Source organism: Streptomyces caelestis (assembly GCF_014205255.1).
GTDB classification, from domain to species: Bacteria; Actinomycetota; Actinomycetes; order Streptomycetales; family Streptomycetaceae; genus Streptomyces; species Streptomyces caelestis.
Map to the genome: position 1 here is coordinate 1353770 of NZ_JACHNE010000001.1, position 23814 is coordinate 1377583.

23 protein-coding genes are annotated in these 23814 nt (G+C 72.0%); 7 read left to right on the forward strand and 16 right to left on the reverse strand.

The features are described from left to right. Nucleotides 1–52: 52 nt before the first annotated feature. The 5 genes from HDA41_RS06060 to fabG all read right to left on the reverse strand — a co-directional run bounded on the left by HDA41_RS06060 (nt 53) and on the right by fabG (nt 4762). Nucleotides 53–568 carry a hypothetical protein gene (locus tag HDA41_RS06060; protein WP_184981411.1) on the reverse strand — a complete coding sequence of 172 codons (516 nt, stop codon included), beginning with the start codon at nt 566–568 and terminating at the stop codon, nt 53–55. A 101-nt stretch (nt 569–669) separates the two neighbouring features. Next, nucleotides 670–1353: a uracil-DNA glycosylase gene (gene ung, locus HDA41_RS06065; protein WP_184981413.1), complete on the reverse strand. Its 684-nt coding sequence runs from the start codon at nt 1351–1353 to the stop codon at nt 670–672. 93 nt (nt 1354–1446) lie between these two features. Next, nucleotides 1447–3033: an ABC transporter substrate-binding protein gene (locus HDA41_RS06070; RefSeq protein WP_184981414.1), complete on the reverse strand. Its 1587-nt coding sequence runs from the start codon at nt 3031–3033 to the stop codon at nt 1447–1449. Nucleotides 3034–3229: 196 nt separating this feature from the next. After that, a complete protein-coding gene (locus HDA41_RS06075) occupies nt 3230–3988 on the reverse strand; it encodes an SDR family oxidoreductase (RefSeq protein WP_184981415.1) in 759 nt (252 codons plus the stop codon). A 12-nt stretch (nt 3989–4000) separates the two neighbouring features. Next, nucleotides 4001–4762 (reverse strand): 3-oxoacyl-ACP reductase FabG, encoded by a 762-nt coding sequence (fabG, locus tag HDA41_RS06080; protein WP_184981416.1) that lies wholly within the window; start codon nt 4760–4762, stop codon nt 4001–4003. Between the two features lie 228 nt (nt 4763–4990). Here fabG and HDA41_RS06085 point away from each other — a divergent pair, with 228 nt between their 5' ends. Continuing rightward, nucleotides 4991–5419 carry an excalibur calcium-binding protein gene (locus tag HDA41_RS06085; RefSeq protein ID WP_184981417.1) on the forward strand — a complete coding sequence of 143 codons (429 nt, stop codon included), beginning with the start codon at nt 4991–4993 and terminating at the stop codon, nt 5417–5419. 19 nt (nt 5420–5438) lie between these two features. Here the strand turns inward: HDA41_RS06085 and HDA41_RS06090 are convergent, their stop codons facing one another. The 3 genes from HDA41_RS06090 to HDA41_RS06100 all read right to left on the reverse strand — a co-directional run bounded on the left by HDA41_RS06090 (nt 5439) and on the right by HDA41_RS06100 (nt 9491). Next, a complete protein-coding gene (locus HDA41_RS06090; RefSeq protein WP_184981418.1) occupies nt 5439–5852 on the reverse strand; it encodes a DUF3037 domain-containing protein in 414 nt (137 codons plus the stop codon). Next, entirely contained in the window at nt 5849–6604 is a 756-nt protein-coding gene (locus tag HDA41_RS06095; protein WP_184981420.1) for a HipA family kinase, read from the reverse strand. The genes HDA41_RS06090 and HDA41_RS06095 overlap by 4 nt, the downstream gene beginning before the upstream one ends. A gap of 310 nt (nt 6605–6914) precedes the next feature. Continuing rightward, nucleotides 6915–9491 (reverse strand): AMP-binding protein, encoded by a 2577-nt coding sequence (locus tag HDA41_RS06100; protein ID WP_230299625.1) that lies wholly within the window; start codon nt 9489–9491, stop codon nt 6915–6917. Nucleotides 9492–9755: 264 nt separating this feature from the next. Between HDA41_RS06100 and HDA41_RS06105 the strand changes: the two genes are divergently transcribed. The 3 genes from HDA41_RS06105 to HDA41_RS06115 all read left to right on the forward strand — a co-directional run bounded on the left by HDA41_RS06105 (nt 9756) and on the right by HDA41_RS06115 (nt 13498). Further along, a complete protein-coding gene (locus HDA41_RS06105; protein WP_184981424.1) occupies nt 9756–10802 on the forward strand; it encodes an iron ABC transporter substrate-binding protein in 1047 nt (348 codons plus the stop codon). A 186-nt stretch (nt 10803–10988) separates the two neighbouring features. Beyond that, nucleotides 10989–12455 carry an ABC transporter permease gene (locus tag HDA41_RS06110; RefSeq protein ID WP_230299624.1) on the forward strand — a complete coding sequence of 489 codons (1467 nt, stop codon included), beginning with the start codon at nt 10989–10991 and terminating at the stop codon, nt 12453–12455. Beyond that, nucleotides 12452–13498, forward strand: coding sequence for an ABC transporter ATP-binding protein (locus HDA41_RS06115; RefSeq protein WP_184981427.1), 1047 nt, complete (start codon nt 12452–12454; stop codon nt 13496–13498). Before HDA41_RS06110 ends, HDA41_RS06115 begins: the two co-directional genes overlap by 4 nt. 211 nt (nt 13499–13709) lie before the next feature. Here HDA41_RS06115 and HDA41_RS06120 read toward each other — a convergent pair whose 3' ends face one another. From HDA41_RS06120 to HDA41_RS06135, 4 genes are all read right to left on the reverse strand, one after another. Then, complete coding sequence (locus HDA41_RS06120; protein WP_184981429.1) at nt 13710–14735, reverse strand: hemolysin family protein; 1026 nt, start codon at nt 14733–14735, stop codon at nt 13710–13712. Continuing rightward, nucleotides 14732–16069 (reverse strand): hemolysin family protein, encoded by a 1338-nt coding sequence (locus HDA41_RS06125; protein ID WP_184981431.1) that lies wholly within the window; start codon nt 16067–16069, stop codon nt 14732–14734. The genes HDA41_RS06120 and HDA41_RS06125 overlap by 4 nt, the downstream gene beginning before the upstream one ends. A 203-nt stretch (nt 16070–16272) precedes the next feature. Next, nucleotides 16273–17205: a M56 family metallopeptidase gene (locus HDA41_RS06130; protein WP_184981433.1), complete on the reverse strand. Its 933-nt coding sequence runs from the start codon at nt 17203–17205 to the stop codon at nt 16273–16275. A 6-nt stretch (nt 17206–17211) separates the two neighbouring features. Next, a complete protein-coding gene (locus tag HDA41_RS06135; RefSeq protein ID WP_184981435.1) occupies nt 17212–17601 on the reverse strand; it encodes a BlaI/MecI/CopY family transcriptional regulator in 390 nt (129 codons plus the stop codon). Nucleotides 17602–17796: 195 nt separating this feature from the next. Here HDA41_RS06135 and HDA41_RS06140 point away from each other — a divergent pair, with 195 nt between their 5' ends. Continuing rightward, complete coding sequence (locus tag HDA41_RS06140) at nt 17797–18372, forward strand: TerD family protein (protein WP_184981437.1); 576 nt, start codon at nt 17797–17799, stop codon at nt 18370–18372. 331 nt (nt 18373–18703) lie between these two features. On the opposite strand, the gene HDA41_RS06145 is transcribed toward HDA41_RS06140, so the two are convergent. Continuing rightward, nucleotides 18704–19006 (reverse strand): hypothetical protein, encoded by a 303-nt coding sequence (locus HDA41_RS06145; protein WP_184981439.1) that lies wholly within the window; start codon nt 19004–19006, stop codon nt 18704–18706. Nucleotides 19007–19260: 254 nt separating this feature from the next. Between HDA41_RS06145 and HDA41_RS06150 the strand changes: the two genes are divergently transcribed. Next, nucleotides 19261–20067, forward strand: coding sequence for a class I SAM-dependent methyltransferase (locus tag HDA41_RS06150; protein WP_230299623.1), 807 nt, complete (start codon nt 19261–19263; stop codon nt 20065–20067). Then, a complete protein-coding gene (locus tag HDA41_RS06155) occupies nt 20064–20474 on the forward strand; it encodes a hypothetical protein (protein ID WP_184981444.1) in 411 nt (136 codons plus the stop codon). Before HDA41_RS06150 ends, HDA41_RS06155 begins: the two co-directional genes overlap by 4 nt. A 71-nt stretch (nt 20475–20545) precedes the next feature. Here the strand turns inward: HDA41_RS06155 and HDA41_RS06160 are convergent, their stop codons facing one another. Genes HDA41_RS06160 through HDA41_RS06170 form a run of 3 tightly spaced genes read right to left on the reverse strand, consistent with a single transcriptional unit; the run spans nt 20546 to nt 23779 of the window. After that, nucleotides 20546–21427 (reverse strand): anchored repeat-type ABC transporter permease subunit, encoded by an 882-nt coding sequence (locus tag HDA41_RS06160; RefSeq protein WP_184981446.1) that lies wholly within the window; start codon nt 21425–21427, stop codon nt 20546–20548. Beyond that, nucleotides 21424–22185 carry an anchored repeat-type ABC transporter ATP-binding subunit gene (locus HDA41_RS06165; RefSeq protein WP_230299622.1) on the reverse strand — a complete coding sequence of 254 codons (762 nt, stop codon included), beginning with the start codon at nt 22183–22185 and terminating at the stop codon, nt 21424–21426. The genes HDA41_RS06160 and HDA41_RS06165 overlap by 4 nt, the downstream gene beginning before the upstream one ends. Further along, a complete protein-coding gene (locus tag HDA41_RS06170; RefSeq protein WP_184981448.1) occupies nt 22178–23779 on the reverse strand; it encodes a TIGR03773 family transporter-associated surface protein in 1602 nt (533 codons plus the stop codon). The genes HDA41_RS06165 and HDA41_RS06170 overlap by 8 nt, the downstream gene beginning before the upstream one ends. Nucleotides 23780–23814 lie beyond the last annotated feature (35 nt).

Genomic DNA, 23814 nt, shown 5'->3' on the forward strand with positions numbered 1-23814 from the left:
TCCGGGCCGGCACGGGGGCGGCCAGGAGCGCCGCCGTGCACCACCGCGGGCGTCACGGCCGCTGCCTCGGCGGTGTCCACATGCCCCCGCCGTCCTCGCCCAGCCGCGACTCCAGCCGTCTGATGGCCGCCCGGACACCCTCGCCGTAGGGGCCGTCGGCGAGGGCGGTGGCCGCGCCCCGAGCCCGCCGCAGGTGTGCGCGGGCGGCGTCGCGGTGGCCGAGTCGGTCGTAGTCGGCGGCCAGGTTCAGATGCAGGGGGGGGTAGAACGCGCGTACCGCGAGCATCCCCTCCCCCGCCGTGGGCCCGGCGTCGGTGATCTCCTGTGCCGCCGTCAACGCGCGCAGGTCCCAGGCCAGTTCGTCGGCGGGATCGTCCTGTGTGTCGGCCAGGTAGTGGGCGAGGGTGCAGCGGTGCAGCGGGTCGCCGTGCTCCCCGATCTCCGCCCACAGGTCCAGGAAACGCTGCCGGGCCTCCTCCCGGTCCCCGGCGTGGTGCAGCATGACGACCTGCCCGATCCGCGTCGGCACGGCATCCGGCGCCGCCTGTCCCTGTCGCTCCACGACCACGCCCTCCGCACCGCTCGCCCGCTGTTCCTCCCCGACGCTAACCGCAGGCCGGGAGGATCCGGCTGAGGCCGCTCCGTACGTCGCCGGAGCGTCGGCCGCCGTCAGCCCAGGTTCGGGATCGTCCAGTCGATCGGCTCGTGGCCCTGCGCCGCCACCGCCGCGTTGATCTGCGTGAACGGACGCGAGCCGAAGAACTTCTTCGCCGACAGCGGCGACGGATGCGCGCCCTTGACCACCACGTGCCGCGACTCGTCGATCAGCGGGAGCTTCTTCTGCGCGTAGTTCCCCCACAGCACGAACACCGCCGGGTCGGGCCGGCCGGCCACCGCGCGGATGACCGCGTCGGTGAACCTCTCCCAGCCCCGGCTCTTGTGCGAGTTGGCCTCGCCGCCGCGGACCGTGAGCACCGCGTTGAGCAACAGGACGCCCTGCTCGGCCCACGGCTTCAGATAGCCGTTGTCCGGGATCGGGGTGCCCAGCTCCTCGTGCAGCTCCTTGTAGATGTTCCGCAGGGACGGCGGGATCCGCACACCGGGCCGGACCGAGAAGCACAGCCCGTGCCCCTGCCCCTCGCCGTGGTACGGGTCCTGACCGAGGACCAGGACCTTGACCCCCTCGTACGGCGTGGCGTCCAGCGCGGCGAAGACCTCCTCGCGCGGCGGATAGACGGGACCCTTCGCCCGCTCCTCCTCGACGAACTCCGTCAGCTCCTTGAAGTAGGGCTGCTGAAGCTCGTCACCCAGAACCCCGCGCCAGGACTCGGGCAGCATGGAGATGTCGGTCACGTCAACGTCCTCACGATGTGCGGTCACTTCCAGGCCACAGAACCTACAGGCGACCACTGACAACGTGCCGGGAAAGCCCGGTGCCCGCCCCGCCTACCAGGCGGTCTTGCGGTGCAGCTCCCACATCATCATGATCGTCGACGGGTCCATGGCCCGCTCCGCGCCCGAGATGTCCCGGCTCGCCGCCACGTACTGCCTGCCCTGCCACAGCGGCAGCAGCCGCGCGTCGTCCACGAGGATCCGCTGGGCCTCCTCGAACTCCTTCTCCACGTTCGCGCGGTCGCTCTCGCGGCGCGAGCGGGGCAGCAGATCGCCGGTGATCTCGGGCGCCGGGTAGGGCGTACCGAGGGCGTTCTGCTCGCCGACGAACGGCGCGATGAAGTTCTCGGCGTCCGGGAAGTCGGGGAACCAGCCACGCCCGAACACCGGGTACTCGCCCTTCTGGTAGCCCTCGACGTACGTCTTCCAGGGGCGGCTCTTGAGGGTGATCTCGAACAGGCCGGAGTCCTCCAGCTGGCGCTCCAGCTCCTTGAACTCCGCGGCGGTCTCGGAGCCGTAGCGGTCGCTCGTGTACCAGAAGGTGAGCGGGACCCGCTGGTTGATGCCCGCGCCGGTGAGGATCTTGCGGGCCTTGCCGACGTCCGGGTCGCCGTAGTCGTCGAAGAAGCCCGTCGTGTGACCGGTGAGGCCCTTGGGGACCATGGAGTACAGCGGGTCGACGGTGTCCTTGTAGACCTTGTGGGCTATGGCCGCGCGGTCGACGACCTGCGCGATGGCCTGGCGCACGGCCTTCTTCTTCACCCAGGAGTCCTTCGGGTTGAACACCAGGTAGTTGATGTCGGTGCCGGTGCCCTCGACGAGCTGGATCTCCTCCTCCTTGGAGGTCTTGCTCTGGAGGTCCACGACGTCGCCGGCGGCCAGGCCGCGGTAGGTCACGTCGATCTGCTCGTCCCGCAGGGCCTTGACCATGGCGCCGGAGTCCTGGAAGTAGCGGATGGTCACCGCGTCGTTCCGGCGCTCCGCGTAGCCCTTGTAGCCGTCGTTGCGGACGAGGACGGCTTCCTTGCCGTCCTCGTACGAGTCGAGGGTGTAGGGCCCGGAGCCGACGACGTCGGCGCCCTCGCGCAGGGAGTTCTCCGGGTAGTCGGCCGGAGAGACGATCGACATGGCGGGGGTGGCGAGCACGAACGGGAAGGTCGCGTCGGGCTTGTTGAGGTGGAAGATCACCTCGCGTGCGTTCGGCGCCTGGACCCGTTCGAGGCTGCCGAGCAGACCGGTGGGGCCGCCGTTGACGTCGATCTTGCGGATCCGGTCGAACGAGTACTTCACGGCCCGGGCGTCGAGCGCGTCTCCGTTGGAGAACTTCAGGCCCTCGCGCAGCTCGCATCGGTACACCTGGTTCGAGGAGTCGCTGAAGCCGCACTGCTCGGCGGCGTCCGGCTGGGGTTCGCTCGCGCCGATCGGATAGCTCAGCAGCGTCTGGTAGACGTTGCGGAACAGCTCCCAGGAGCTGTCCCAGGAGGCGGCAGGGTCGAGCGTGCTGGGGGCACTGGTGGTGCCCACCACGATCGGTCCATCGTCCTCCGGAGTGTCGGACGACAGCACGCCGCATCCGGCGACCAGGGACGATATGGACGCGATGGCCGCCACCCGCCGCAGGCCTCGGTTCCGGTTGAACACGCGCACGCTCCTCGATCTGCCCTACCAAGGGTCGGCAGACCATACCGCAGTGCCGTGCTCGTTGACCCGCCCGGTACATGACTCCTTGATCGATAAACCTTTGACGACGTTGTCATCGCCCTTTGCGACATCTTTGCCCGGCACGGGCGCCGCCTGCACGCAGCGGCGCCCGCGCCGGGCCGCGGAGGCGCCGGCGTCAGCCCGTGCCGGCGTTGAGGAAGATGCCGCCGTCCACGACGAGCGTCTGGCCGGTGACCCAGTCGGACTGCTCGGAGGTGAGGAACGCGGCCGCGCCGCCGATGTCGGAGGGCACGCCGAGCCGGCCGAGCGGGTAGGCCGCGGCGGCCTCCTCCTCCCGGCCCTCGTACAGGGCCTGGGCGAACTTGGTCTTCACGACGGCCGGGGCGATCGCGTTGACCCGTACCTTGGGCGCGAACTCGTGCGCGAGCTGCAGGGTCAGGTTGATCATCGCCGCCTTGCTGACGCCGTACGCGCCGATGAACGGCGAGGGCGAGAGGCCCGCGACGGAGGCGATGTTGACGATCGCGCCGCCGTTGTCCTTCTGCCAGGCGTGCCAGGTCCTCTGGGCGAAGCCGAGCGCCGAGACGACGTTGGTCTCGAAGACCTTGCGGGCGACGTTCAGGTCGAGGTCGGCGATCGGGCCGAACACCGGGTTGGTGCCGGCGTTGTTGACCAGGAAGTCGACGCGGCCGAAGGCCTCCATCGCGCGCTCGACGGCGACGGCCTGGTGGGCCTCGTCGTGCGCCTTGCCCGCCACGTAGATGACGCGGTCGGAGCCGAGCTGCTCGACGGCCTCCTTGAGGGCGTCCTCGTTGCGGCCGGTGATGCACACGCGGTCGCCGCGTGCGACGAGCGCCTCGGCGACGCCGTAGCCGATGCCGCGGCTGGCGCCCGTGACGAGGGCGGCCTTGCCGGAGAGTTCCACGGTAGTCATGTCTGCCGTCCCTTAGTCGAGCGGTCCGCCGGCCACGTACAGCACCTGGCCGGAGACGAACCCGGCCGCCTCGCCCGTGAAGAAGGCGATGGCGTTGGCGATGTCCTCGGGCTCACCGACGCGCGCCACCGGGATCTGGGTGGCGGCGGCGGCCTTGAAGTCCTCGAAGCCCATGCCGACGCGGTCGGCGGTGGCCTTGGTCATCTCGGTGGCGATGAAGCCGGGAGCGACGGAGTTGGCGGTGACGCCGAACTTGCCGAGCTCCTTGGCGAGGGTCTTGGTGAAGCCCTGGAGGCCGGCCTTGGCCGCCGAGTAGTTGACCTGCCCGCGGTTGCCCAGCGCCGAGGACGACGACAGGTTGACGATCCGGCCGAAGCCCGCGTCCACCATGTGCTTCTGGCAGGCCTTGGACATCAGGAAGGCGCCGCGCAGGTGCACGTTCATGACGGTGTCCCAGTCGGAGACGCTCATCTTGAACAGCAGGTTGTCGCGCAGCACGCCCGCGTTGTTGACCAGGATCGTCGGCGCGCCGAGCTCCTCGGTGATCCGCGCGACGGCCGCCTCGACCTGGGCCTCGTCCGAGACGTCGCAGCCGACCGCGACGGCCTTGCCGCCGGCGGCGGTGATCTTCTCGACGGTGTCCTTGCAGGCCGCCTCGTCGAGGTCGAGCACGGCGACCGCGCGGCCCTCGGCGGCCAGCCGTACGGCGGTGGCGGCGCCGATCCCGCGCGCGGCACCGGTGACGACGGCGACCCGCTGCTCAGTGGTGGACATGGCTGCTTCTCCTCAGGTGAGCGACCGCTTAGTACCTTCAGTGGGTGTGACGCTAGAAGCCCTGGCACGCGGTGTCAACGGCCAGGCTCGGCATGTGATCCATTACCCCCGGCCACCATGCCCCGCGCGGCTCGCACGGACACCCGATCGGCCTACGGCTTCGCGCCGCCGCCCGGCGCACCCAGCGTCGAAGGGCGAGCCACTCGTGGCCGGAAAGGAGGCGCCCCCATGCGCCGTCGCACCGGTGTCATAGGCACCCTGTTCGCGATCGCCGCGATCGTGCCGTCGGCCGACCCCGCTCATGCCCAGCCCGACCGCGACTGCCGCGACTTCGCGTTCCAGGAGGACGCGCAGGCCGTCTTCGACGCGGACCCGAGTGACCCGAACCGTCTCGACGAGGACCAGGGCCCGGACGACGGCATCGCGTGCGAGGCACTGCCCCGCCGCGGCACCGGTGTCATCTCCCCCACGGGCCAGGCGAGCACACCTTCCCCGGTCACCCCCACGCCCACCACCGCTCCGTCCCGAGGAGCGAGGGGCGGACTCGGGGGCGCGGCCGCCTCCGGGCCGGGCACCTGGGACGTCGGTGTCGGTCTGGCCTTCGCCGCCGGCGCCACGCTCGCTGCCGGCTACGTCGTGAAGCGCAGGCGGAGCTGACGCCCGGGCGCGACGGGTGTCACTTCACCAGCAGGTCCAGCAACCGTTCCGTCTCCGCCGCCGGGTTCGTGGTCAGGCCGGTGTGGACGGGGCCGGGCTGGACGATCGTCGAGCGCGGGGCGACGAGCCAGCGGAAGCGGCGGCCGGGCGTGTCGTCCGCTGCCTGGCCGGCTGCGGGGCCGCCTGCGCACATGCCTTCCACGGCGCGCAGCGCGGCGCGGACGCCGGCCACGTCGGCCTGGGGGTCGAGGGCCAGCAGGCGGGCCTCGTCGAGGTGGGTGCGGGCGCCGACGTAGGACTCGGCGCGGCAGTAGACGAGCACCCCGGCGTTGATGCACTCGCCGCGCTCGACGCGCGGGACGACGCGCAGGACGGCGTACTCGTAGATCTGGCGGTCGCGCGTCCCGCCCCTGATGATGTGCCGGTCGCTCACTTCGTCCCCTGGATGCGGTCGTGGATGACGGCGGCCCGGGCGAGCAGCGGTCGCGCGTAGGCCTGCCTCAGGTCGTCCGGCGCGTCGAAGCCGGGCTCGCCCGCGAGCCAGGCGTCCGGGATCTGCGCGGTGACGCCGGCGAGCAGTTCCTCGGTGACCCGGGGCGCCAACTCGGCCGCGGCGGCGGCGACATCGGGCGCGAAGGGCGCCAGGGCGTGGTCGGAGGCGTCGTACGGGCGGGCCGCGGAGGCCTCCGCGCCGCGCCAGTTGTGGTGCCAGATCATGGTCGCCCCGTGGTCGACGAGCCACAGCTCGCCCCGCCACATCAGCAGGTTGGGGTTGCGCCAGGACCGGTCGACGTTGTTGACCAGCGCGTCGAACCAGACGATCCGCCCGGCCTCCTCGGGACTCACCGCGAAGGCGAGCGGGTCGAAGCCGAGCGCGCCGGAGAGGAAATCCATGCCGAGGTTGGTGCCGCCGCTGGACCGGAGCAGGTTCTGCACCTCCTGGTCGGGTTCGCCGAGCCCCAGCTCCGCGTCGAGCTCGACCGTGACCAGGCGTGGCACCCGCAGCCCCAGCCGGCGGGCGAGTTCCCCGCAGACCACCTCGGCGACGAGCGTCTTGCGCCCCTGTCCCGCGCCGGTGAACTTCAGGACGTACGTCCCGAAGTCGTCGGCCTCGACGAGTCCCGGCAGCGAACCGCCCTCACGCAGGGGCGTGATGTAGCGGGTCGCGGTGACCTCTTTCAACACGTTCCCAGGCCATCCATCTGAATCCGGGGAGTTTCGACTGGCATGCGGTTCTCCCTGCTTCCCGAGCAGTCCGTCGCCGGCGGTTCGCCCCTTGCTTCCGGCCTCCGGCATGAAGCGAGCATAGTAAGCGAGGGTGATCGAACTGGAGAGCGGCTGGAGAGCGCATGCCCCGTACGCATCTGCGGTTCGGGAAGGACAGGACCGTCGCCACGGAACTCCAGGACGTTCGGGCGCGGCGGGAGCGGACTGGCCGACAGGACCGTCAGGAGCAGACCGGCCGGGCGCCGGACGGTCGTCGCGGTGCCCCGGGCTACAGCCACCGGACAGTTCGCGCCACCCGGGTCACGACCGCCGCGTAGCCGACGCCGACCACGAGAGAGGCGAACAGGGCGGTGAGCGGGAAGTCCTCCTGGAGGTAGGGATACACCTGGTAGTGCGTGAGGTAGATGTAGAGGGAGCTGCTCGCCAGGACGCCCGCGAGCGCGCTGAGCGGGCCGAGGCTGGGCAGGGTCGGCACCCAGATCAGCAGCCCTACCCCGGCGATCACGATGGCCGTGCGTACCGACTGGTCCTGGAACAGGCCGGGCAGGGTGAACAGCAGCACGGCCGTCAGCAGCGCCCGTTGCCGCACGGTGTTCGCCCGCGCGGCCGCCCAGCCCAGGGCGAACAGCCAGAAGACCACGGTGGGGCTCAGCTGCGGGCGGGCGGACGCCAGGTCCAGCAGGTCATAGCGGCCGACCAGGCCGACGGTCACGAGCGCCAGCGGCACACCGAACACGTACCGCCGCTCCAGCCGGGCCAGCAGGGGCACGGCCATGAGGGCGGCGAGGACGACGAGGAAATAGACCAGGGCCTCCACGAACCAGTAGGCCCAGTCGAAGCGGTCGTTCCCCTGGTCGAGCAGGCTGTTGAGGAGCAGGGCGTTGGCCGGGTCGTAGAAGTCGGTCAGGATGACCGCGCCGGTGATCCACACCATGCTCGGCACAGCGATGCGGGCGATGCTGCGCCACAGGTTCCGTACTCGCTCGCGGAGTTCGGCATCGGTCAGCTGGAAGCGGGCGAAGTTGTAGCCCGCGATGCCGATGAGGATGTGAGCGAAGCCCTTGACGTCGAAAACCTGGACGTGCGAGCCGACGATGAGGACGATCCCGAGGGCGCGCAGGGCGATGCTGGTCTCCAGGGTGCGGCGGGTCCTCCAGGACCGCGGGTTCGTCCAGGCCCGCAGGGCTCTTCGGATGCCCGTGGCCGGCCGGGCCCGCGGTGGCTCCGGCCCGCCCTGTCCTTCCAGCCCGTCCAGCCGTCCCGGCGCGGGCGCCGCCATGGTGTGCAGCTCGCGGATGGTCCTCGTGTGCCAGTCCGTGGGCAGGCGGCCCAGGGTTTCCTCCAGGCGCAGGGACATCTCGACGTAGCACAGCGAGTCGCCGCCCAGGCTGACGAAGCTGCTGTCCTCGGTGACGTCGGCGCGATCGAGTATCTCCGCGTAAAGGCGGACCAGATCTCCGGCGGGTTGGGGCGTCGCCTCGGGCGCGGGGTGCGTCAGCCGTCGTACGGCCTCGTAGTCGGGCTTGCCCGAGGCCAGGCGGGGCAGTTCGGCGACGGCCCGGACCCGTACGACGCGCGGTGGCAGTCCGCACTTCCGTGCGATCAGCCGCCGGATCCGCCCCTCGTCGCCGGCGCGGCTGAGCGCGGCCACGGCGAGCGCCTCCCCGTCGCCCGCGCAGTACGCGTTGACGCCCTGCTCCTCCAGCAGGGTCTCGATACGCTGCGGGTCGATCCGCAGCCCGAGGATCTTCACGAAGCGGCTGCGGCGGCCCACGATTTCGTACAGCCCGTCGGACGCGCGCCGGGCGAGGTCCCCGGTGCGCAGTTCCCGCACGGTTCGGCCGAGGGCGAGGTCTGCCGGGCTCTCGGCGTAACCGAGCATCACGTTCGGCCCCGCGTAGACCAGTTCGCCGGCACCAGGTCCGTGGCCGTCGACCGGCTGGAGCCGGAAGGAGCCGCCGGGTATGGGCACGCCGACGGCCTCGGGACGCTCGGCGGCGAGGTGCGGCGGGAGGTAGGCCATGCGGGCCGTGGCCTCGGTCTGCCCGTACATCACGAACAGCTGCCAGCCCGAGCGGCGGCCCAACTCGGCGTAGCGGGCGACCCGTTCCGGGGCGAGTCGGCCCCCGGCCTGGGTGACGCGGCGCAGGTGCGGCAGGTCCATCCGCTCGAAGCCGATCCGGTCGAGCAGGTCGAAGGTGTACGGCACACCGGCCAGCGAGGTGCCGCGGGCGGCGTGGAACTCCGCCCAGAAGGCCGCGTCGGACACCGACCGTTCGGTGAGGATCAGCCCGGCGCCGCGCAGCAGATGACTGTGGATGACGGACAGGCCGTAGCAGTAGTGCATGGGCAGCGTGGTGGCTGCCCGGTCCGTGTCGTCGATGCCGAGGTAAGTGGCGATGGACTCGGCGTTGGCCTGGAGGTTCTCGTGCGAGAGCCGCACCAGCTTGGGTGAGCCGGTCGAGCCGGATGTGCTCAGCAGCAGGGCGAGGTCCGGGTGGAGGGTGTGGGCGCTCCGCGGGTCCCGTTCGTCGAGGGTCCACCTCCCGTCGGCATCCGGGCGGGCCACGACGTCCGGGGCGTACGCCTGAGTCAGCGAGCGGATGGTGTGCTCGCTGTCGCCGGGGACGAGCAGGACGGGGTGACCGGCGGACAGGGCGGCCAGGTACGTGACGAGCGCGTCGGTGCTGTTGGCCCCGGCGAGCAGCACCAGGCGCCGTACAGTCCCGAGGCGTTCGGCGGTGACGGCCACCCGCTGGGCCAACTCGCCGTACGACACGTGTCCGTCCGGGGTGACGAGCGCGACGCGGTCGCCGTGGTCCGCCAGTTGGTGTGCGAACGGCACGGCCTTCGGTTGCGGAAGCGGCACCTCGGGTGAGGCCGGAGCGGCGGGTGCCGGGCGAGGCCCGGAGAAATGGATCACGGGGCGCGCCCTTTCTGCGGGAACGTCCGCTTGTCAGCACGGAGCCCTTGACGTTTAGGTAAGCTTTACCTTATTCATAGCATGGTCGTAAACAAGCCACAGACAAGTCACAGGAACGCTTCGCCCCCGCTCTCCACCGGCATGACCGGCGGTACAGGCGAGCCCCGCAGGAAGGCACACGACACCATGCGACGCCCCTCGGTTCGCCGGATAACTGCGCTGGTCGCGGCCGGTCTGCTGCTCCCCGCCCTGGCCGCGTGCGGCTCCGGCGACAAGGACGGCGCAAGTGACGGCGGGGACCCCTCCCTCGTCATCTACACCGGCCGCAACGAGAAGCTTGTCAAGCCACTTCTGGACAAGCTGGAGAAGGCCGTGGACACCAAGGTCGAGGTGCGCTACGGCGACAGCGCCGAACTCGCCGCCCAGATCCTGGAGGAAGGAGACCGCACCAAGGCCGGGCTGTTCTTCTCCCAGGACGCCGGCGCACTGGGCGCCCTCTCCAGGGAGGGCATGCTGCAGAAACTGCCCCAGAGCACCCTCGACGAGGTGGACGAGGCGTACCGCGGTTCCGCCGGCGACTGGGTCGGCCTCTCGGGACGCGTCCGCGTCATCGCCTACAACCCGGACCAGGTCGACGAGGACGACGTCCCGGACAGTGTCTTCGACGTCGTCAAGCCGGCGTGGAAGGGCAAGGTGGGCTTCGCGCCGACCAACGCCTCCTTCCAGGCGTTCGTCACCGGCATGCGCGTCCTGAAGGGCGATGACGCCACCCGCAAGTGGCTTGCGGACCTGAAGGCGAACGGCGCCAAGACCTACGCCCACAACCTCGCCACCCTCGATGCCGTGGAGGCCGGTGAGGTCTCCCTCGGCCTGGTCAACCACTACTACTGGTACGAGCGCGTCGCCGAGAAGGGCGAGGACAAGGTCAACTCCAGGCTGCACTTCCTGCCCGGCAAGGACCCCGGCGCGCTGATCAACGTCTCCGGCGCGGGCATCCTGAAGGACAGCGGGCAGAGCGCGGCCGCCCAGAAGGCGGTGGACTACCTGCTGTCGAAGGAGGCGCAGAGCTACTTCGCGGACGAGACGAAGGAGTACCCGCTGGCCGCGGGTGTCACCAGCACCGTGGAGGACCTGCCTCCGCTGGAGTCGCTGCAGTCTCCCGACATCGACCTCGGCAAGCTGGATTCCCTCCAGGAGACGCTGGCCATGCTCCAGGACGTCGGACTGGTCTGACCCGCCGTGCGCACATCACCGTCCACCTCGCGCCCGGCCGGGGCGGGGGCCCCGGCCGGGCGCGAGCGCGAGGCCGGCCCGGGCGACTCGGGTCGTTCACTCCGCAGGCCCAAATGGCCCCCCGCCCAACGGAAAGGGCGTACGGCCGAGCGAAGGCCGCCCCTGGTCCTGCTCGTCCCCGCCGGCGTGGCCGCCCTCTTCGCCCTGCTGCCCCTCGGCTACCTCGCCGTCCGCGCCTGGGAACGCGGCCCCGCGTTCGCCTGGAATGTCGTCGCCGACGAACGCACACTCCAACTCCTCGGCCGCAGCCTCGGCCTGACCGCCGCCGTCGTGGCGGCCTGCCTGGTGCTGGGCGTCTCGCTGGCATGGCTGACCGTGCGCACCGCACTGCCCGCGACCCGCGCCTGGTCCGTGCTGGTCGCGCTGCCGCTGGCCGTGCCCAGTTATGTCGCCGCGTTCGCGTGGCTGTCAGCCGGGCCGGACCTCGCCGGGTTCGGCGGCGCGACACTGGCCCTGACACTGGTCAGCTTCCCGTACGTCCATCTGCCGGTCGCCGCCGCGCTCAGGGGCATCGACCCGGCGCAGGAGGAGGCCGCTCGCTCCCTCGGGCACGGCCCGCTGCGGACGTTCGTCAAGGTCACCCTGCCGCAACTGCGCCCGGCCGCCGCAGGTGGAGCACTGCTCGTCGCGCTGTACGTGCTCTCCGACTTCGGCGCAGTCTCCCTCATGCGGTACGACACCTTCACCCGCGCCATCCACACCTCCTACCGCGCGTCCTTCGACCGCACGCCGGCCGCCGCGCTCAGCGTGGTGCTGGTGGTGATGACGATCGCGCTGGTCGCCGCCGAGACCCGTACCCGCGGCCGGGCCGGACACGCCAGAACCGGAACCGGCACCGCCCGCCCGGCCGTTCCCCTCGCACTCGGCCGATGGCGGCCGCTCGCCCTTCTGTGGTGCGGGGCGGTGGTGGCCGTCGCCGTGGCCTTCCCGCTGGGCACCCTCGGGTACTGGCTGACCGTCGGCAGCTCGGCCACCTGGGACCTGAGCGGGCTCGCTCAGACGGCCTGGACCACCCTCGGCGTCGCGGCGGCGGGCACGGGCCTCACCACGGTCCTCGCCCTGCCGGTCGGTGTGATCGCCGCCCGGCACCGGGGGCGCGGAGCCCGCCTGCTGGAGCAGGCGGCGTACGCGGGTCACGCGCTGCCCGGTATCACGGTCGCGCTCGCCCTGGTGTTCTTCGCCGTGCGCTACGCATACCCCTTGTACCAGCAACTCCCGCTCCTGGTCTGCGCCTACGCCGTCCTCTTCCTACCGGTCGCGGTGGCCGCCACCCGCGCGGCCGTGCTCCAGGCACCGCCCGTCCTGGAGGATGTGGCCCGCTCGCTCGGCCGACGGCCATGGCAGGTCCTCCGCGAGGTCACCGTCCCGCTGGCCGCGCCCGGCGTGGCCGCCGGGGCCGCCCTCACCTTCGTGGTCTGCATGAAGGAACTCCCCGCCACCCTCCTCCTGCGCCCCACCGGCATGGACACCCTCGCCACCCGGCTGTGGACCGAGACCGGCGCCGGATCCTTCGCGGCCGCCGCCCCCTACGCCGCCACGCTCATCCTGCTGGCCGCCGTCCCCTCCTACCTCCTGGGCAGGCACCGGACATGAACGAACTGCACGTAGCGGGACTCACCAAGTCCTACGGAGCCGCTGAACAATCCGTCCTGCGCGGGCTGGACCTCACCGTCCCGGCCGGCGCGTTGACCGCGGTCCTCGGCCCCTCCGGATGCGGCAAGACCACCATGCTGCGCATCATCGCGGGCTTCCTGCGCGCCGACGCGGGCACCGTCCGACTCGGCGACCGGCTCTTGAACGGACCCGGCGTCCACCTTCCGCCGGAGCGCCGCCGCATCGGCATCGTCCCTCAAGAAGGCGCCCTCTTCCCGCACCTGAGCGTCGCCCGCAACGTCGCCTTCGGCCTCACCGGTTCCGACCGGGCCGAGCGGCGGCACCGTACCGCGGAGATGCTGGAGCTGGTCGGCCTCGCCGGATACGACGACCGTATGCCGCACGAGTTGTCCGGCGGCCAGCAACAACGCGTCGCCGTGGCCCGCGCGCTCGCCCCGAGGCCGGGGCTCGTGCTGCTGGACGAGCCGTTCAACGCCCTCGACAGCGCGCTGCGAGCAGGAGTGAGGTCGGACGTACGGGCAGCACTGCGGGCGACCGGAGCGACGGCGGTCCTCGTCACCCACGATCAGCAGGAGGCCCTGTCCACCGCCGACCTCGTCGCCGTCGTACGCGACGGCCGGGTCGCCCAGAGCGCCACCCCACAGGACCTCTACCAGCGCCCCGCCGATCCCTGGGTCGCCGACTTCGTCGGCGACGCCGTCCTGCTCCCCGGCACCGTCGACACCCACGGCACGGCCCGGACCGCCCTGGGCACCGTGCCCCTCGCCACTCCGTCCCAGGCCCTCCGGACCGGCACGGTACTGCTCCGTCCCGAACAACTCCGTCTCACCAGTACGGACTCCGAAGGCGCTGTCAGGGGCACGGTGACAGACGTCTGCTACTACGGCCACGACGCCATGGTCACCGTGACCGTCGAGGGCCACGACACGCCCGTCGGCATCCGGGTCACAGGCCCCCTGTCCGTCCGCCCGGGAGAGGAGACGGGTGTCCTCATCGTGGGCGAGGCCGCCCTCCACCCGTAGCAACGGTTGCCTGCGAGCCTCTCGCCATGTGAGTACTCGATCGCGAAGGCGTACCGGCTCAGCCGGCCGGGCCCGGAGGGCCGTACGCGGAGCCGGTGCCCTGGGCCAGGCCGGTGCGAACGGCCCGCCGGCTCCGCTTCGAACCACCCGGCCTGCTCCGCGATCGGCCTGTCGGGCCGAACCGCCCCATGCGAGGGCGCGCCCAGGGCGGTTACGCGGGGGCCGGAGCCGCGGGACCGACCAGTTCCGACAGCACGTCCTCCATGGTCACGAAGCCGATGACCTTGCCGCTCTCGCCGACGACGGCGGCGAGGTGGCTGCCCTCGGCGCGCAGGGCCGTGAGGGTGTCGTCGAGCGGGGTGTCGATGCGCACCCGGGTGACCTTGTGCAGCGCGGTGCGGGGGAAGGGCCGGTCGCGGTCGGTGACGCCGAGGGTGTCCTTGATGTGCAGGTAACCGAGAAGGGCGCCCTCAGCGCCGGTGACGGGAAAGCGGGAGTAGCCCGCCCCCGCGGCCACCCGCTCCAGCTGCGCGGGGGTGACGGTGTGGTCGACGGTGTGCATGCGCTGGACGGGGACGAGGATCTCGCCGACCGGGCGGGTGCCCAGTTCCAGCGCGTCGCGGAGCCGTTCGCCGTCGGCGGGTGAGAGGAGCCCCGCCTGGCTGGAGTCGAGGACCATGCGGGCGAGCTGGTCGTCGGTGAAGACCGACTCGACCTCGTCCTTCGGCTCGACGCGCAGCAGTTTCAGCAGGACGTTGGCGAAGGCGTTGATGCCGAACACGACCGGCTTGAGCGCCCGCGTGAGGGCGGCCAGGGGAGGGCCGAGCAGCAGGGCGCTGGACACCGGCGCGGCGAGCGCGATGTTCTTCGGGACCATCTCGCCGATCAGCATGTGCAGGTACGTCGCCAGGGTGAGCGCGATGAGGAACGCGACCGGGTGCACCAGCGCGTGCGGGAGATGCACCGCTTCGAAACCGGGTTCGAGCAGATGGGCGATGGCGGGTTCGGCGACCGCGCCGAGCACCAGCGAGGAGACGGTGATGCCGAGCTGTGCGGTGGCCATCATCGCCGAGAGGTGTTCCAGGGCCCACAGGGTCCTCCGGGCCCGTTTGTCGCCTTCCTGGGCGTGCGGCTCGATCTGGCTGCGGCGCACCGAGACCAGCGCGAACTCGGCGCCGACGAAGAACGCGTTGGTGAGCAGGGTCAGTGCGCCGATGGCGAGTTGCAGGAGGGTCATCGGGCTTCCTCCGCGAGCTGGAGGTGCCGCTCGGTGACCGGTCCGGTGATGCGGACGCGGTCGGCGCGGTGATGGTCGACGTCGAGGACCTCCAGCTCCCAGCCGTCGAGATCCAGCACGTCGCCCTTGACGGGGATGCGGGACAGGCGGGTGGCGATCAGACCGGCCACGGTTTCGTACGGGCCGTCGGGCGCGATGAGTCCGGTCTCCGCGAGTCGGTCGAGCCGGACGCTGCCGTCCGCCTCCCACACCGCGCGGCCGTCCCCGGTGCGGGGGCCGGGCAGCAGGTCGACGACCTCGACGGGGTCGTGCTCGTCGCGGACCTCGCCGACGACCTCCTCGACGATGTCCTCCACCGTGGCCACGCCCGCCGTGCCGCCGTACTCGTCGATGACCACGGCCATCGTGCGAGCGGCCCGCAGCCGCTCCAGCAGCCGGTCGGCGGTGAGGCTGTCCGGAACCAGCAGGGGCTCGGTGGCCAGCTCCGTGACCGCGGTGGCGACCCGCTTTTCCGGATCCAGGGCGAGGACGTCCCGGATATGGACGGTGCCGACGACCTCGTCGAGGCTGTCGCGGTAGACGGGGAAGCGGGACAGGCCGGTCGCGTGGGAGAGGTTCGCGGCGTCGGCGGCCGTCGCGTGCACTTCGAGCGCCTTCACATCGACCCGCGGCGTCATCACGTTCTCCGCCGTGAGCTCGTTCAGGTGCAGGGTGCGGACGAAGAGTTCGGCGGAGTCGGCTTCCAGAGCGCCTTCCGCGGCCGAGTGCCGGGCCAGGGCGACCAGTTCCCCGGGGCTGCGGGCGGAGGCCAGCTCCTCGGCGGGCTCCAGGCCGAAGCGGCGTACGAAACGGTTCGCGGTGCTGTTCAGGTGCCGGATGAACGGGCCGAACGCGGCCGTGAAACCGCGCTGGGGGCCGGCCACCACCTTGGCGACCGCCAGCGGCCGGGAGATCGCCCAGTTCTTGGGCACCAGCTCACCGACGACCATCAGCACGACGGTGGAGATCACCACGCCCAGCACGGTCGCCACCGATGACGCGGCACCGCCCAGGCCGGCCGCCTTCAGCGGGCCGCGCAGGAGCGCCGCCAGGGACGGCTCGGCGAGCATGCCGATCACGAGGGAGGTGACGGTGATGCCGAGCTGTGCGCCGGACAGCTGGAAGGTCAGACGTCGTACGGCCTTCAGCGCGCCGTCCGCGCCGCGCTCGCCGGCCTCGGCGGCCCGCTCCAGCTCACCGCGCTCAACGGTGGTCAGCGAGAACTCGGCCGCGACGAACACCGCGCAGGCCAGTGTGAGGAGGAGGGCCAGCAGGAGCAGCAGGACCTCGGTCACCGTGCCACCCCCGCTCCCTCGGTCGCATGAGTCGGGCGCGGGATGGCACGGCTGGTACTGGGAGGCTCACCCATCGGGGGAACTTCGCTCCTTCTCGAAACGGCGCATACAGACAGTGGGTGGAGAACAGGATTGCCTGCCTCTACACCAACTGTAAAGGAGGTGCAGAACGTCGTCCGATGCGGTGCGGCAGGGGCACCACCTCACAGTGGTGCGGCGGCGTGCAGGATGAGGACCATCGTCACGGCGGAGTTCGCCGAGGTCATGGCCGACACGGCGGTCCCCGCGGCCGCGCCCCACGCGGCCAGCCCCACCGAGGTGAACACCGAAGGCCAGTGACGCGCTGCCGGGGCGGGCCCGAGCAGGGCCGCCACCCTGCGCGGCACCGGTCCCGGCGCGGCGATGCCCGCCAGCGTGGCCACGGGAGTGCCCCGCGACACCAGGGCCGCCTTGCCGATCGCGCACGCCACGGTCCGGCGGCTGCCGACCGCCCGGGCGGCGTCCTCGTCCGCCCACCGCTCCGCCGTGTACGACACCGCCGTACGCAGGGGACGCAGGAACGGGTTGGCGCGGGCAGCGAGTTGGACCGCGAGAAGGAAGCGGTGGTGGCGGGCGGCGAGGTGGGCCCGCTCGTGGGCGAACAGCGCCCGGCGCTCGGCGGGTTCGAGGCAGTCGAGCAGGGCCGTGGTCACCACCACGCGATGCCGCCGGCGGCCGGGCAGCGCGTAGGCGTAGGGGACGTCATCCGGAAGTACCGCCACCTCCGTCTCCCGCAGCCCGTCCAGCGCCCGGTGGGCCCGGCGACGTACCCGGCCGTGCCGCCACAGCGTCCGGCCGCACACCACCAGCACCGCGCACAGCGCCGGAATCGCGGCCTTGCCGACGACCTCGTCGTACGGGACGGCCGCCCGCACCTCCGGGTCCGACCAGCCGTCGGGCAGCGGGTTGCCGGGCAGTTGGGCGGTGCCGACCACCATGACCAGCCCCAGGCACACCGTGCTGCAGGCGGCCATCACCGCGGCCACCCCGGTCAGCAGCCGGGTCGCGGTCCGCGGATGCAGATGCTGTTCGGCCAGGCGCGCGACCGGCCACGCCGTGAGCGGCAGCACCAGCGGCAGAAAGACGAGCATCCCCATGACGCCTCAGCGTTCCTCTTCGTCCCCGGACCGACCCAGCAGGTCACGCAGCAGCCGCTCGTCGTCCGGGTCGAGGCCGGTGACGAAGCTGGCCAGCACCGCCTCCCGGTCGCTCTCCGCGTCCAGCATCTTGCGCATCTTGCGGGCGGCCAGGCCCGCGTGGTCCGACGAGGGCGTCCAGGCGAAGGACCGGCCCGCGCGCTCCCGCGTGACCGCGCCCTTGGCCAGCAGCCGGGTCAGGATGGTGATGACGGTCGTATAGGCGAGGTCCCCGCCGAGTCGCTCCTGCACCCAGCCGGCCGTCGCCGGACCGTCCGCCTCCCGCAGTGCCGACAGCACCAGCGCCTCCAGCTCGCCCTGCCCCCGCCGCCGGGCACGCTGTCGCTGCTCCGCCACGCCCTGCCTCCGTTCCGTCGCCGCCTGCTTCCCGGTCGGACATCGTATAGACGCCCTCGCCACGGCCACGTCACCGACGAGCTCCACGCATCCCGCGTCGCCCCGGAACCCGCCCGACTTTCTCTACAGTGATGTAGATTCTCAACCCGGGGCCCGCACCGGGCCTCGACCGCACACGCCAAGAAGGAGAACGCCGTGGGAGTTTCCCTGTCCAAGGGCGGCAACGTCTCGCTCAGCAAGGAGGCGCCGGGTCTCACCGCCGTCCTGGTCGGCCTGGGCTGGGACGTACGCACGACCACCGGCACCGACTACGACCTCGACGCCTCCGCCCTGCTCCTCGACACCTCCGGCAAGGTCCCCTCGGACCAGCACTTCGTCTTCTACAACAACCTGAAGAGCCCGGACGGTTCGGTCGAGCACACCGGCGACAACCTCACCGGGGAGGGCGAGGGCGACGACGAGTCGGTCAAGGTGAACCTCGCCGCCGTGCCCGCCGAGATCGACAAGATCGTGTTCCCGGTGTCCATCCACGACGCCGAGAACCGCGGACAGAGCTTCGGGCAGGTCCGCAACGACTTCATCCGGGTCGTCAACCAGGCGAACAACCAGGAGATCGCCCGTTACGACCTGTCCGAGGACGCCTCCAGCGAGACCGCGATGGTCTTCGGCGAGCTCTACCGGCACGGCACCGAGTGGAAGTTCCGAGCCGTCGGCCAGGGCTACGCCTCCGGACTGGCCGGCATCGCCACCGACTTCGGCGTCAACGTCTGACACGCACGAGCCGGCCGGGAGCTCCCGCGCCCGGCCCGACCCGCCTCCCGCCGGAGGGCCGAGCGGATTTCAAGCGGTCCTGCGTCTGGCGCCGAGCACGATCGGCATGGACGCCGGCCCTCTCGCCGATCCCGCCGGCCGGGAGATGGACCGCGCTTGTCGCCGCTGCGAGCACCCCCTCGCCACGACCGCCCTGGCCGACCTGCAGCGAGCAGTCGCACGCGGGCGCGGCGGCCCGCCGGGAGACGGACCGCCGCGACGGCCGCCCGACTTCCCTGCGGACGGCCGCACACAGGCGTCACCGAACGCCCGCGCCGCCGTGGACGATCCGTCAGTGGTCGTCCCAGTGCCCTTCATGGGCGGCGTGGCGGTGACCGTCGTGCAGGAAGTCGGTGTGATCCTCGTGCGGCACGGCGACGTGGCCGCACCCCTCGCCGTGCTGGTGGTCGTGGGCGTCGTGGGCGGCATGACCGGCAGGGGCGCACTCGTCGACGTGGTCGCCGTGGACCCGGTGGATGTGACCGTCGTGCGCGTAGTCGGTGTGGTCGCCGTGCGGGAAGGCGACGTGGCCGCAGCCCTCGCCATGGGCGTGCGTGTGCCCGTCGTGCGTGCGGTGGTCGGTGGCGGTGGACATGGGGGACTCCTCGGTTGCCCTTCTGGCCGCCCGCGGATCTGCCCCGGACGACGAATTGCGACATCAACATATAGCGACTCATGCATGACTCGCGAAGCCACCACCCACGTTTCACACGCGGATCACCGCAACTCCACTCACCCCAGCCCCGCGACGCGCGAAACACCCCCTCCACCCCACCCGAGGGTGTCCAACGAGCGCCACGAGAAGTAGGTTGTCGAAAACGACAATCGTTTCACTCTCTGGGGGTACTCGTGACCGCTCGACAGGCCACGATCGGTGAGCTGTTCAGCGCGGGTGCCGAGGAGTTCCACCGCTGGTCGCCGCTGCTGTGGGACCGGGTGGGGCAGGCCACGGCGGAGGCGCCGGCCCCAGCCCTCGGTGAACGGGTGCTCGATGCCTGCTGCGGGGCGGGGGCCTCGGCGCTGCCCGCCGCCCGTGCGGTCGGGGTCGGCGGGCTGGTCGACGCGGTCGACCTCTCCGGTGCCCTCGTCGCGCTCGGCGAGCGGCGCGCACGGCAGGAGGGCTTGGCCCACCTGCGGTTCCACCAGCACGACGTGACGTCATGGGCGGCGCCCGAGGGCGGCTACGACCTGGTGCAGTGCGCCCTGGGCGTGTTCTTCTTCCCCGACATGGACCGCGGCACCGCCCAGCTGGCCGGGCTCCTGCGGCCGGGTGGGCGGCTCGCGGTGACCGTATGGGAGAAGGGGGCGCTCGGCGGCTGGGGGCAGGCGTTCAAGAGCGCCGTCGAGACGGAGCGTGCCTGGCCGGGTTCGTCGCAGTCGGCCCGACTGGCCCGGATCGACACCTCCGACACGCTCGCCGCCTGGCTGGAGGGCCTCGGGCTGGGCGACGCCCGGGTCGTGCGCCGGGAGCTCGCCGTGCCTCTGACGCCCGCGACCGCCTGGGACCTGGCGGTGGGCAGCGGTACGCGCGCCCTGCTCGACGGGCTCGCGCCCGCCGCGGTGGAACGCGTGCGCACCCGCTTCACCGCCGCGCTGGAGGCATCCGCGGTGACGGACCTGGACGTGCGGATCCTGACCGGGACGGCCGTGGCATGACCCAGCGGCCCCCTCACACCGCCGCCCGGCAGGCCGAGGGCTTCACGGCCGCGGTCTGCCGGGCCGAGGGCGGTTGCGGCGCGGCAGACGGCCGCGTCCTCGAAGCGCTGCGTACCGCCACCCGGCAGGTGCCGGGCGGGCTGCTGGTCGCCACCGGCTGTCTGGGCCGGCATCTGCACTGCCCTCACCACGAGGGCAACCAGGTGCCGCGCGCCGGCCACCGTGTGGTGGTCCAGCCGTGCACCCGGGACCGTACGCCGCTCGGACCTGCTCTGGCCTTCGGCCCGCTCACGGAGCCGGACCAGTCGGAGGCCCTGGCCGGCTGGCTGACGGAGGGCCTGCGCCAAGGCCGCCGCCCTCCGCGCCGTCTGCTGGCCGTACGACCGTCACGCCGTTCGGAGCGGTAGCGGCAACGGACCCTCGTCAGAACGGAGTTCAGCGGGGCGGTGCCACCCTCCGGGGGCCGACGGGGTGGGTGTCACCGTCCGGCGGGCACGGGAGCCGCCCTGCCTGTCCGCCTGACGAGCCTCGTGAGGAGCCCGTGGCGGGGAGCCAGGCACCACGTGACGGCGAACAGGGCGGTGAGGACCACGACGACGGAACCGCCGGCGGCCAGGTCGTACGTGTACGAGACGTACAGGCCCGCGACGCCGCCCGCGCAGCCGATGAGCGAGGCCAGCAGGGTCATCGCCCACAGCCGCTCGGTGAGCATGCGGGCGGTGGCGGCCGGGGTGATGAGCAGGGCGAGGACGAGGATGTTGCCGACCGCTTCCAGGGACATCACGATCGTCGTGGTCACGACGACGTACAGCGCCAGGTCGAGGCGGAACACCGGCAGGCCCGCGGCGCGTGCCGTCTCGCGGTCGAGGCTGACGGCGACCAGCTCCTTGCCGATCGCGACCACGACCAGGACCAGCACCGCGCCGATCACAGCCACCGTCCAGACGTCGGACGCGCTCACCGCCAGCACCTGCCCGAACAGGAAGGACGACAGGTCCGTCGTCCAGCTGTCGCGCGTGGAGACCAGCACGATGCCCAGCCCGAACGCGAAGGCGAAGAAGACGCCGATCACGGTGTCCTCCTTCAGCCGCCGGTTCTGGGAGACGAAGGCGATCAGCACCGCCGTGGTGATGCCGGCCGCCGCCCCGCCGAGAAGCAGGTTGCCCTCGAAGGCGTAGGCGAGCGCGACGCCCGGGAACGCGGAGTGGGCGACGGCGTCGCCGATGAACGCCATGCCGCGCAGCACGACGTACACGCCGACGACGCCACACACCAGGCCGATGACGGCTGCCACGGCGAACGCCCGTCGCATGAAGGGAAGTTGCCAGGGGTCGGTGAAGAACGCGAGCAGGTCGGTCATGACGCGGTCACCGTGCCGATCGCGCGGTCGAGGCCGAAGGCGCGCAGCATCTGGTCGGGGTCGGCGAGGAGTTCGGGGCCGCCTTCGGCCACGACCGTGCGGTTGATCAGCGCCACCCGGTGGCAGGTGCGGGCGGCGGCCGCCAGGTCGTGGGTGGTCATCAACAGTGCCCTGCCTTCCGCGGCCAGCCGGCCGAACAACTCGTTCAACAGCTCCTGGGTGGGGACGTCGACGCCGGTGAACGGTTCGTCGAGGAGCAGGATGCGCGGGCCGGCGGCCAGGGCGCGGGCCACCAGGACCCGCTGCCGCTGGCCGCCTGACAGTTCCCCGATCGGGCGCCGGCGCAGAGCGGTGAGCCCGGTCAGCTCCAGGGCCTCGGCCACCGCCGCCCGGTCCGCCGCGCCCGGGCGGCGCAGCCAGCCCAGCTGCCGGGTACGGCCGGTGAGGACCGCTCCCGCGATGTCGACGGGGAAGTCCCAGGCGAACTCGTGCCGTTGGGGCACGTAGCCGATCCGCTGCCCGGCCCGGCGCCCGGTCCGGCCCTCCACGGCCACCTCTCCCCCGGCCAGTGGAACCAGCCCGAGCACGGCCCGCAGCAAGGTCGTCTTGCCGGCGCCGTTGGGCCCGATGAGCCCGACCAGTTCTCCCGCGCCGACGGACAGATCGGCCCGTTCCAGGGCGGTTCGCCCGCCGAGGACGACGGTGGCGCCCGTGACCCTCAGCAGGGGGCCCGTGCGGTCTGCCGGTCGGTCAGCCACGTGCGGTCCTCCTGCGTCGGGCGGCCAGCACGGACGCGGCGCCCAGGGTGGTGAGCGCGGCGGCCGCGGTTCCCAGCAGCAACGTCTGGCCCGCGCCGGTGGAGGCCATCGAGCCGTCGCCGGAGCCGTCGGTCGAGGTGCCGCCGGTGGAGCCGGAACCGGAGCCGGAGTCGGAACCGGCCGTCGAGCCCGAGCCGCTCGTGTCCGAGCCTGTGTCCGGGGAGCCGGAGGTCCCCGGGCTTCCCTTGCCCGAGCCGTCGCCCGGCGCCACGGTACCGGGGTCGGTGTCACCGACCGCGAACGTCACCGTCTCCGTGTCGGAGACCTTCGTACCGTTCGCGAGCGTCCCGCTCATCCTGAAGGTCAGCCGGTAGACGCCCTCCTTGCTGAACGCCCAGCCTCCGTGTGCGTGTGAGTTGGCCGGGACGGTGAAGGAGTCCGGTACACCGTCCCCGCTGTTGAACAGGACGGTCGCGCCGGACAGGCCGTCGTAGTTGTAGAGGGCGTAGCTGCCGGGGCCGGCCACCTTGGTCAGGGCGAAGTCGACGCCGCCCCTGGTGGCTCCGGCGGCGATGTTGTCGGTGGACCAGCCGGGCCAGAGCAGGCCGTCCTGCTGGACCTGGTCGAGCAGCCAGACCGGGTCGCCCTCCTTGCCGAGGAAGGCGAAGTCGTCACTGGCCGGGATCGTCTTCTTGGCGGCCGGTTTGACGTGCAGCACCACGGAGGAGGGTTCGCGCCAGGTGGTCTTCCCGGCGATGGTGCCGTCCTTGATGTGGATCTGCAGCTTCCGGTCGACGACCCGTGCGGCGAGGTCGATGTGCCCTTCGTCGAGTGTCTTCTTCGTGCTGACGACGGTGGCGTCCGCCGCGTCTGCCGGGGCGGCTGCCACAGCGGGCTTCCGTGCCCCGGCTTCCGGAGCGGTGGCGGGCGGCTCGGCCGTCTCAGGGTTCCCGGCGCTGTCGGCCGATGGCGTCTCTCGCGGCGCCTCCGCATCGGTCGCGGGCTCCTGCGTGGCCCGCTCGATGGCCTCGTCGCCGACGAGGACCGTGTACGTCTCCCCGGAGCTGCTCGGCTGCTCGCCGTCGGCAGAGCCGGTCTCGGTGGCCAAGGTGAGGGTGTACGTGCCGGGGGCGGCGAACACCCACCGTGTGCCCTCCCCGCCGGTGCCGGCCGGCAGGTCGTGGCCGTCCGGCAGGTCGTGCCCGCTGTCGAAGCGCACGACCGGTTCGCCGTCCCCGTTCAGGTCGTACCCGACCAGCGCGCCCGGGCCTTCCACTCCGGTGAGCGACCGGCGCACAGCGTCTGCCGCCTTCCACGTCGTGTCCCAGGGGGCGTCCGCCAACTCCCAGATGACCGCGCCCGGTTCACCGAGAAAGCGGTACGTCTCGTCGTTCGGCAGGGCGGTCCGGTGAGTGTCGTCGACCTCGACGGGCCGGTCCTGCGCGTCGAGCGCAGCCCGCTGCCCGCCCTGGACGATCTGCCCGGCGGCCGTGGTCGCGCCGGGTTCCGGGGCCGCACCGAGGGCCATCGCCCCGATCGCGGCGAGTGCCACGGCCGCGGCGATCCGCTGACGTCTTCCTGCTGTGCCCGTCATGCCCTCGTGCCCCTCATGCCTTCGGTGGCCCCTCA

Bases quoted from the DNA above. Each gene is read 5' to 3' on its own strand.
- HDA41_RS06075 (WP_184981415.1), bottom strand. From the start codon at position 3,988: ATGACTACCGTGGAACTCTCCGGCAAGGCCGCCCTCGTCACGGGCGCC.
- fabG (WP_184981416.1), bottom strand. From the start codon at position 4,762: ATGTCCACCACTGAGCAGCGGGTCGCCGTCGTCACCGGTGCCGCGCGC.
- HDA41_RS06085 (WP_184981417.1), top strand. From the start codon at position 4,991: ATGCGCCGTCGCACCGGTGTCATAGGCACCCTGTTCGCGATCGCCGCG.
- HDA41_RS06105 (WP_184981424.1), top strand. From the start codon at position 9,756: ATGCGACGCCCCTCGGTTCGCCGGATAACTGCGCTGGTCGCGGCCGGT.
- HDA41_RS06115 (WP_184981427.1), top strand. From the start codon at position 12,452: ATGAACGAACTGCACGTAGCGGGACTCACCAAGTCCTACGGAGCCGCT.
- HDA41_RS06120 (WP_184981429.1), bottom strand. From the start codon at position 14,735: ATGACCCTCCTGCAACTCGCCATCGGCGCACTGACCCTGCTCACCAAC.
- HDA41_RS06130 (WP_184981433.1), bottom strand. From the start codon at position 17,205: ATGGGGATGCTCGTCTTTCTGCCGCTGGTGCTGCCGCTCACGGCGTGG.
- HDA41_RS06145 (WP_184981439.1), bottom strand. From the start codon at position 19,006: ATGTCCACCGCCACCGACCACCGCACGCACGACGGGCACACGCACGCC.
- HDA41_RS06155 (WP_184981444.1), top strand. From the start codon at position 20,064: ATGACCCAGCGGCCCCCTCACACCGCCGCCCGGCAGGCCGAGGGCTTC.
- HDA41_RS06160 (WP_184981446.1), bottom strand. From the start codon at position 21,427: ATGACCGACCTGCTCGCGTTCTTCACCGACCCCTGGCAACTTCCCTTC.
- HDA41_RS06170 (WP_184981448.1), bottom strand. From the start codon at position 23,779: ATGACGGGCACAGCAGGAAGACGTCAGCGGATCGCCGCGGCCGTGGCA.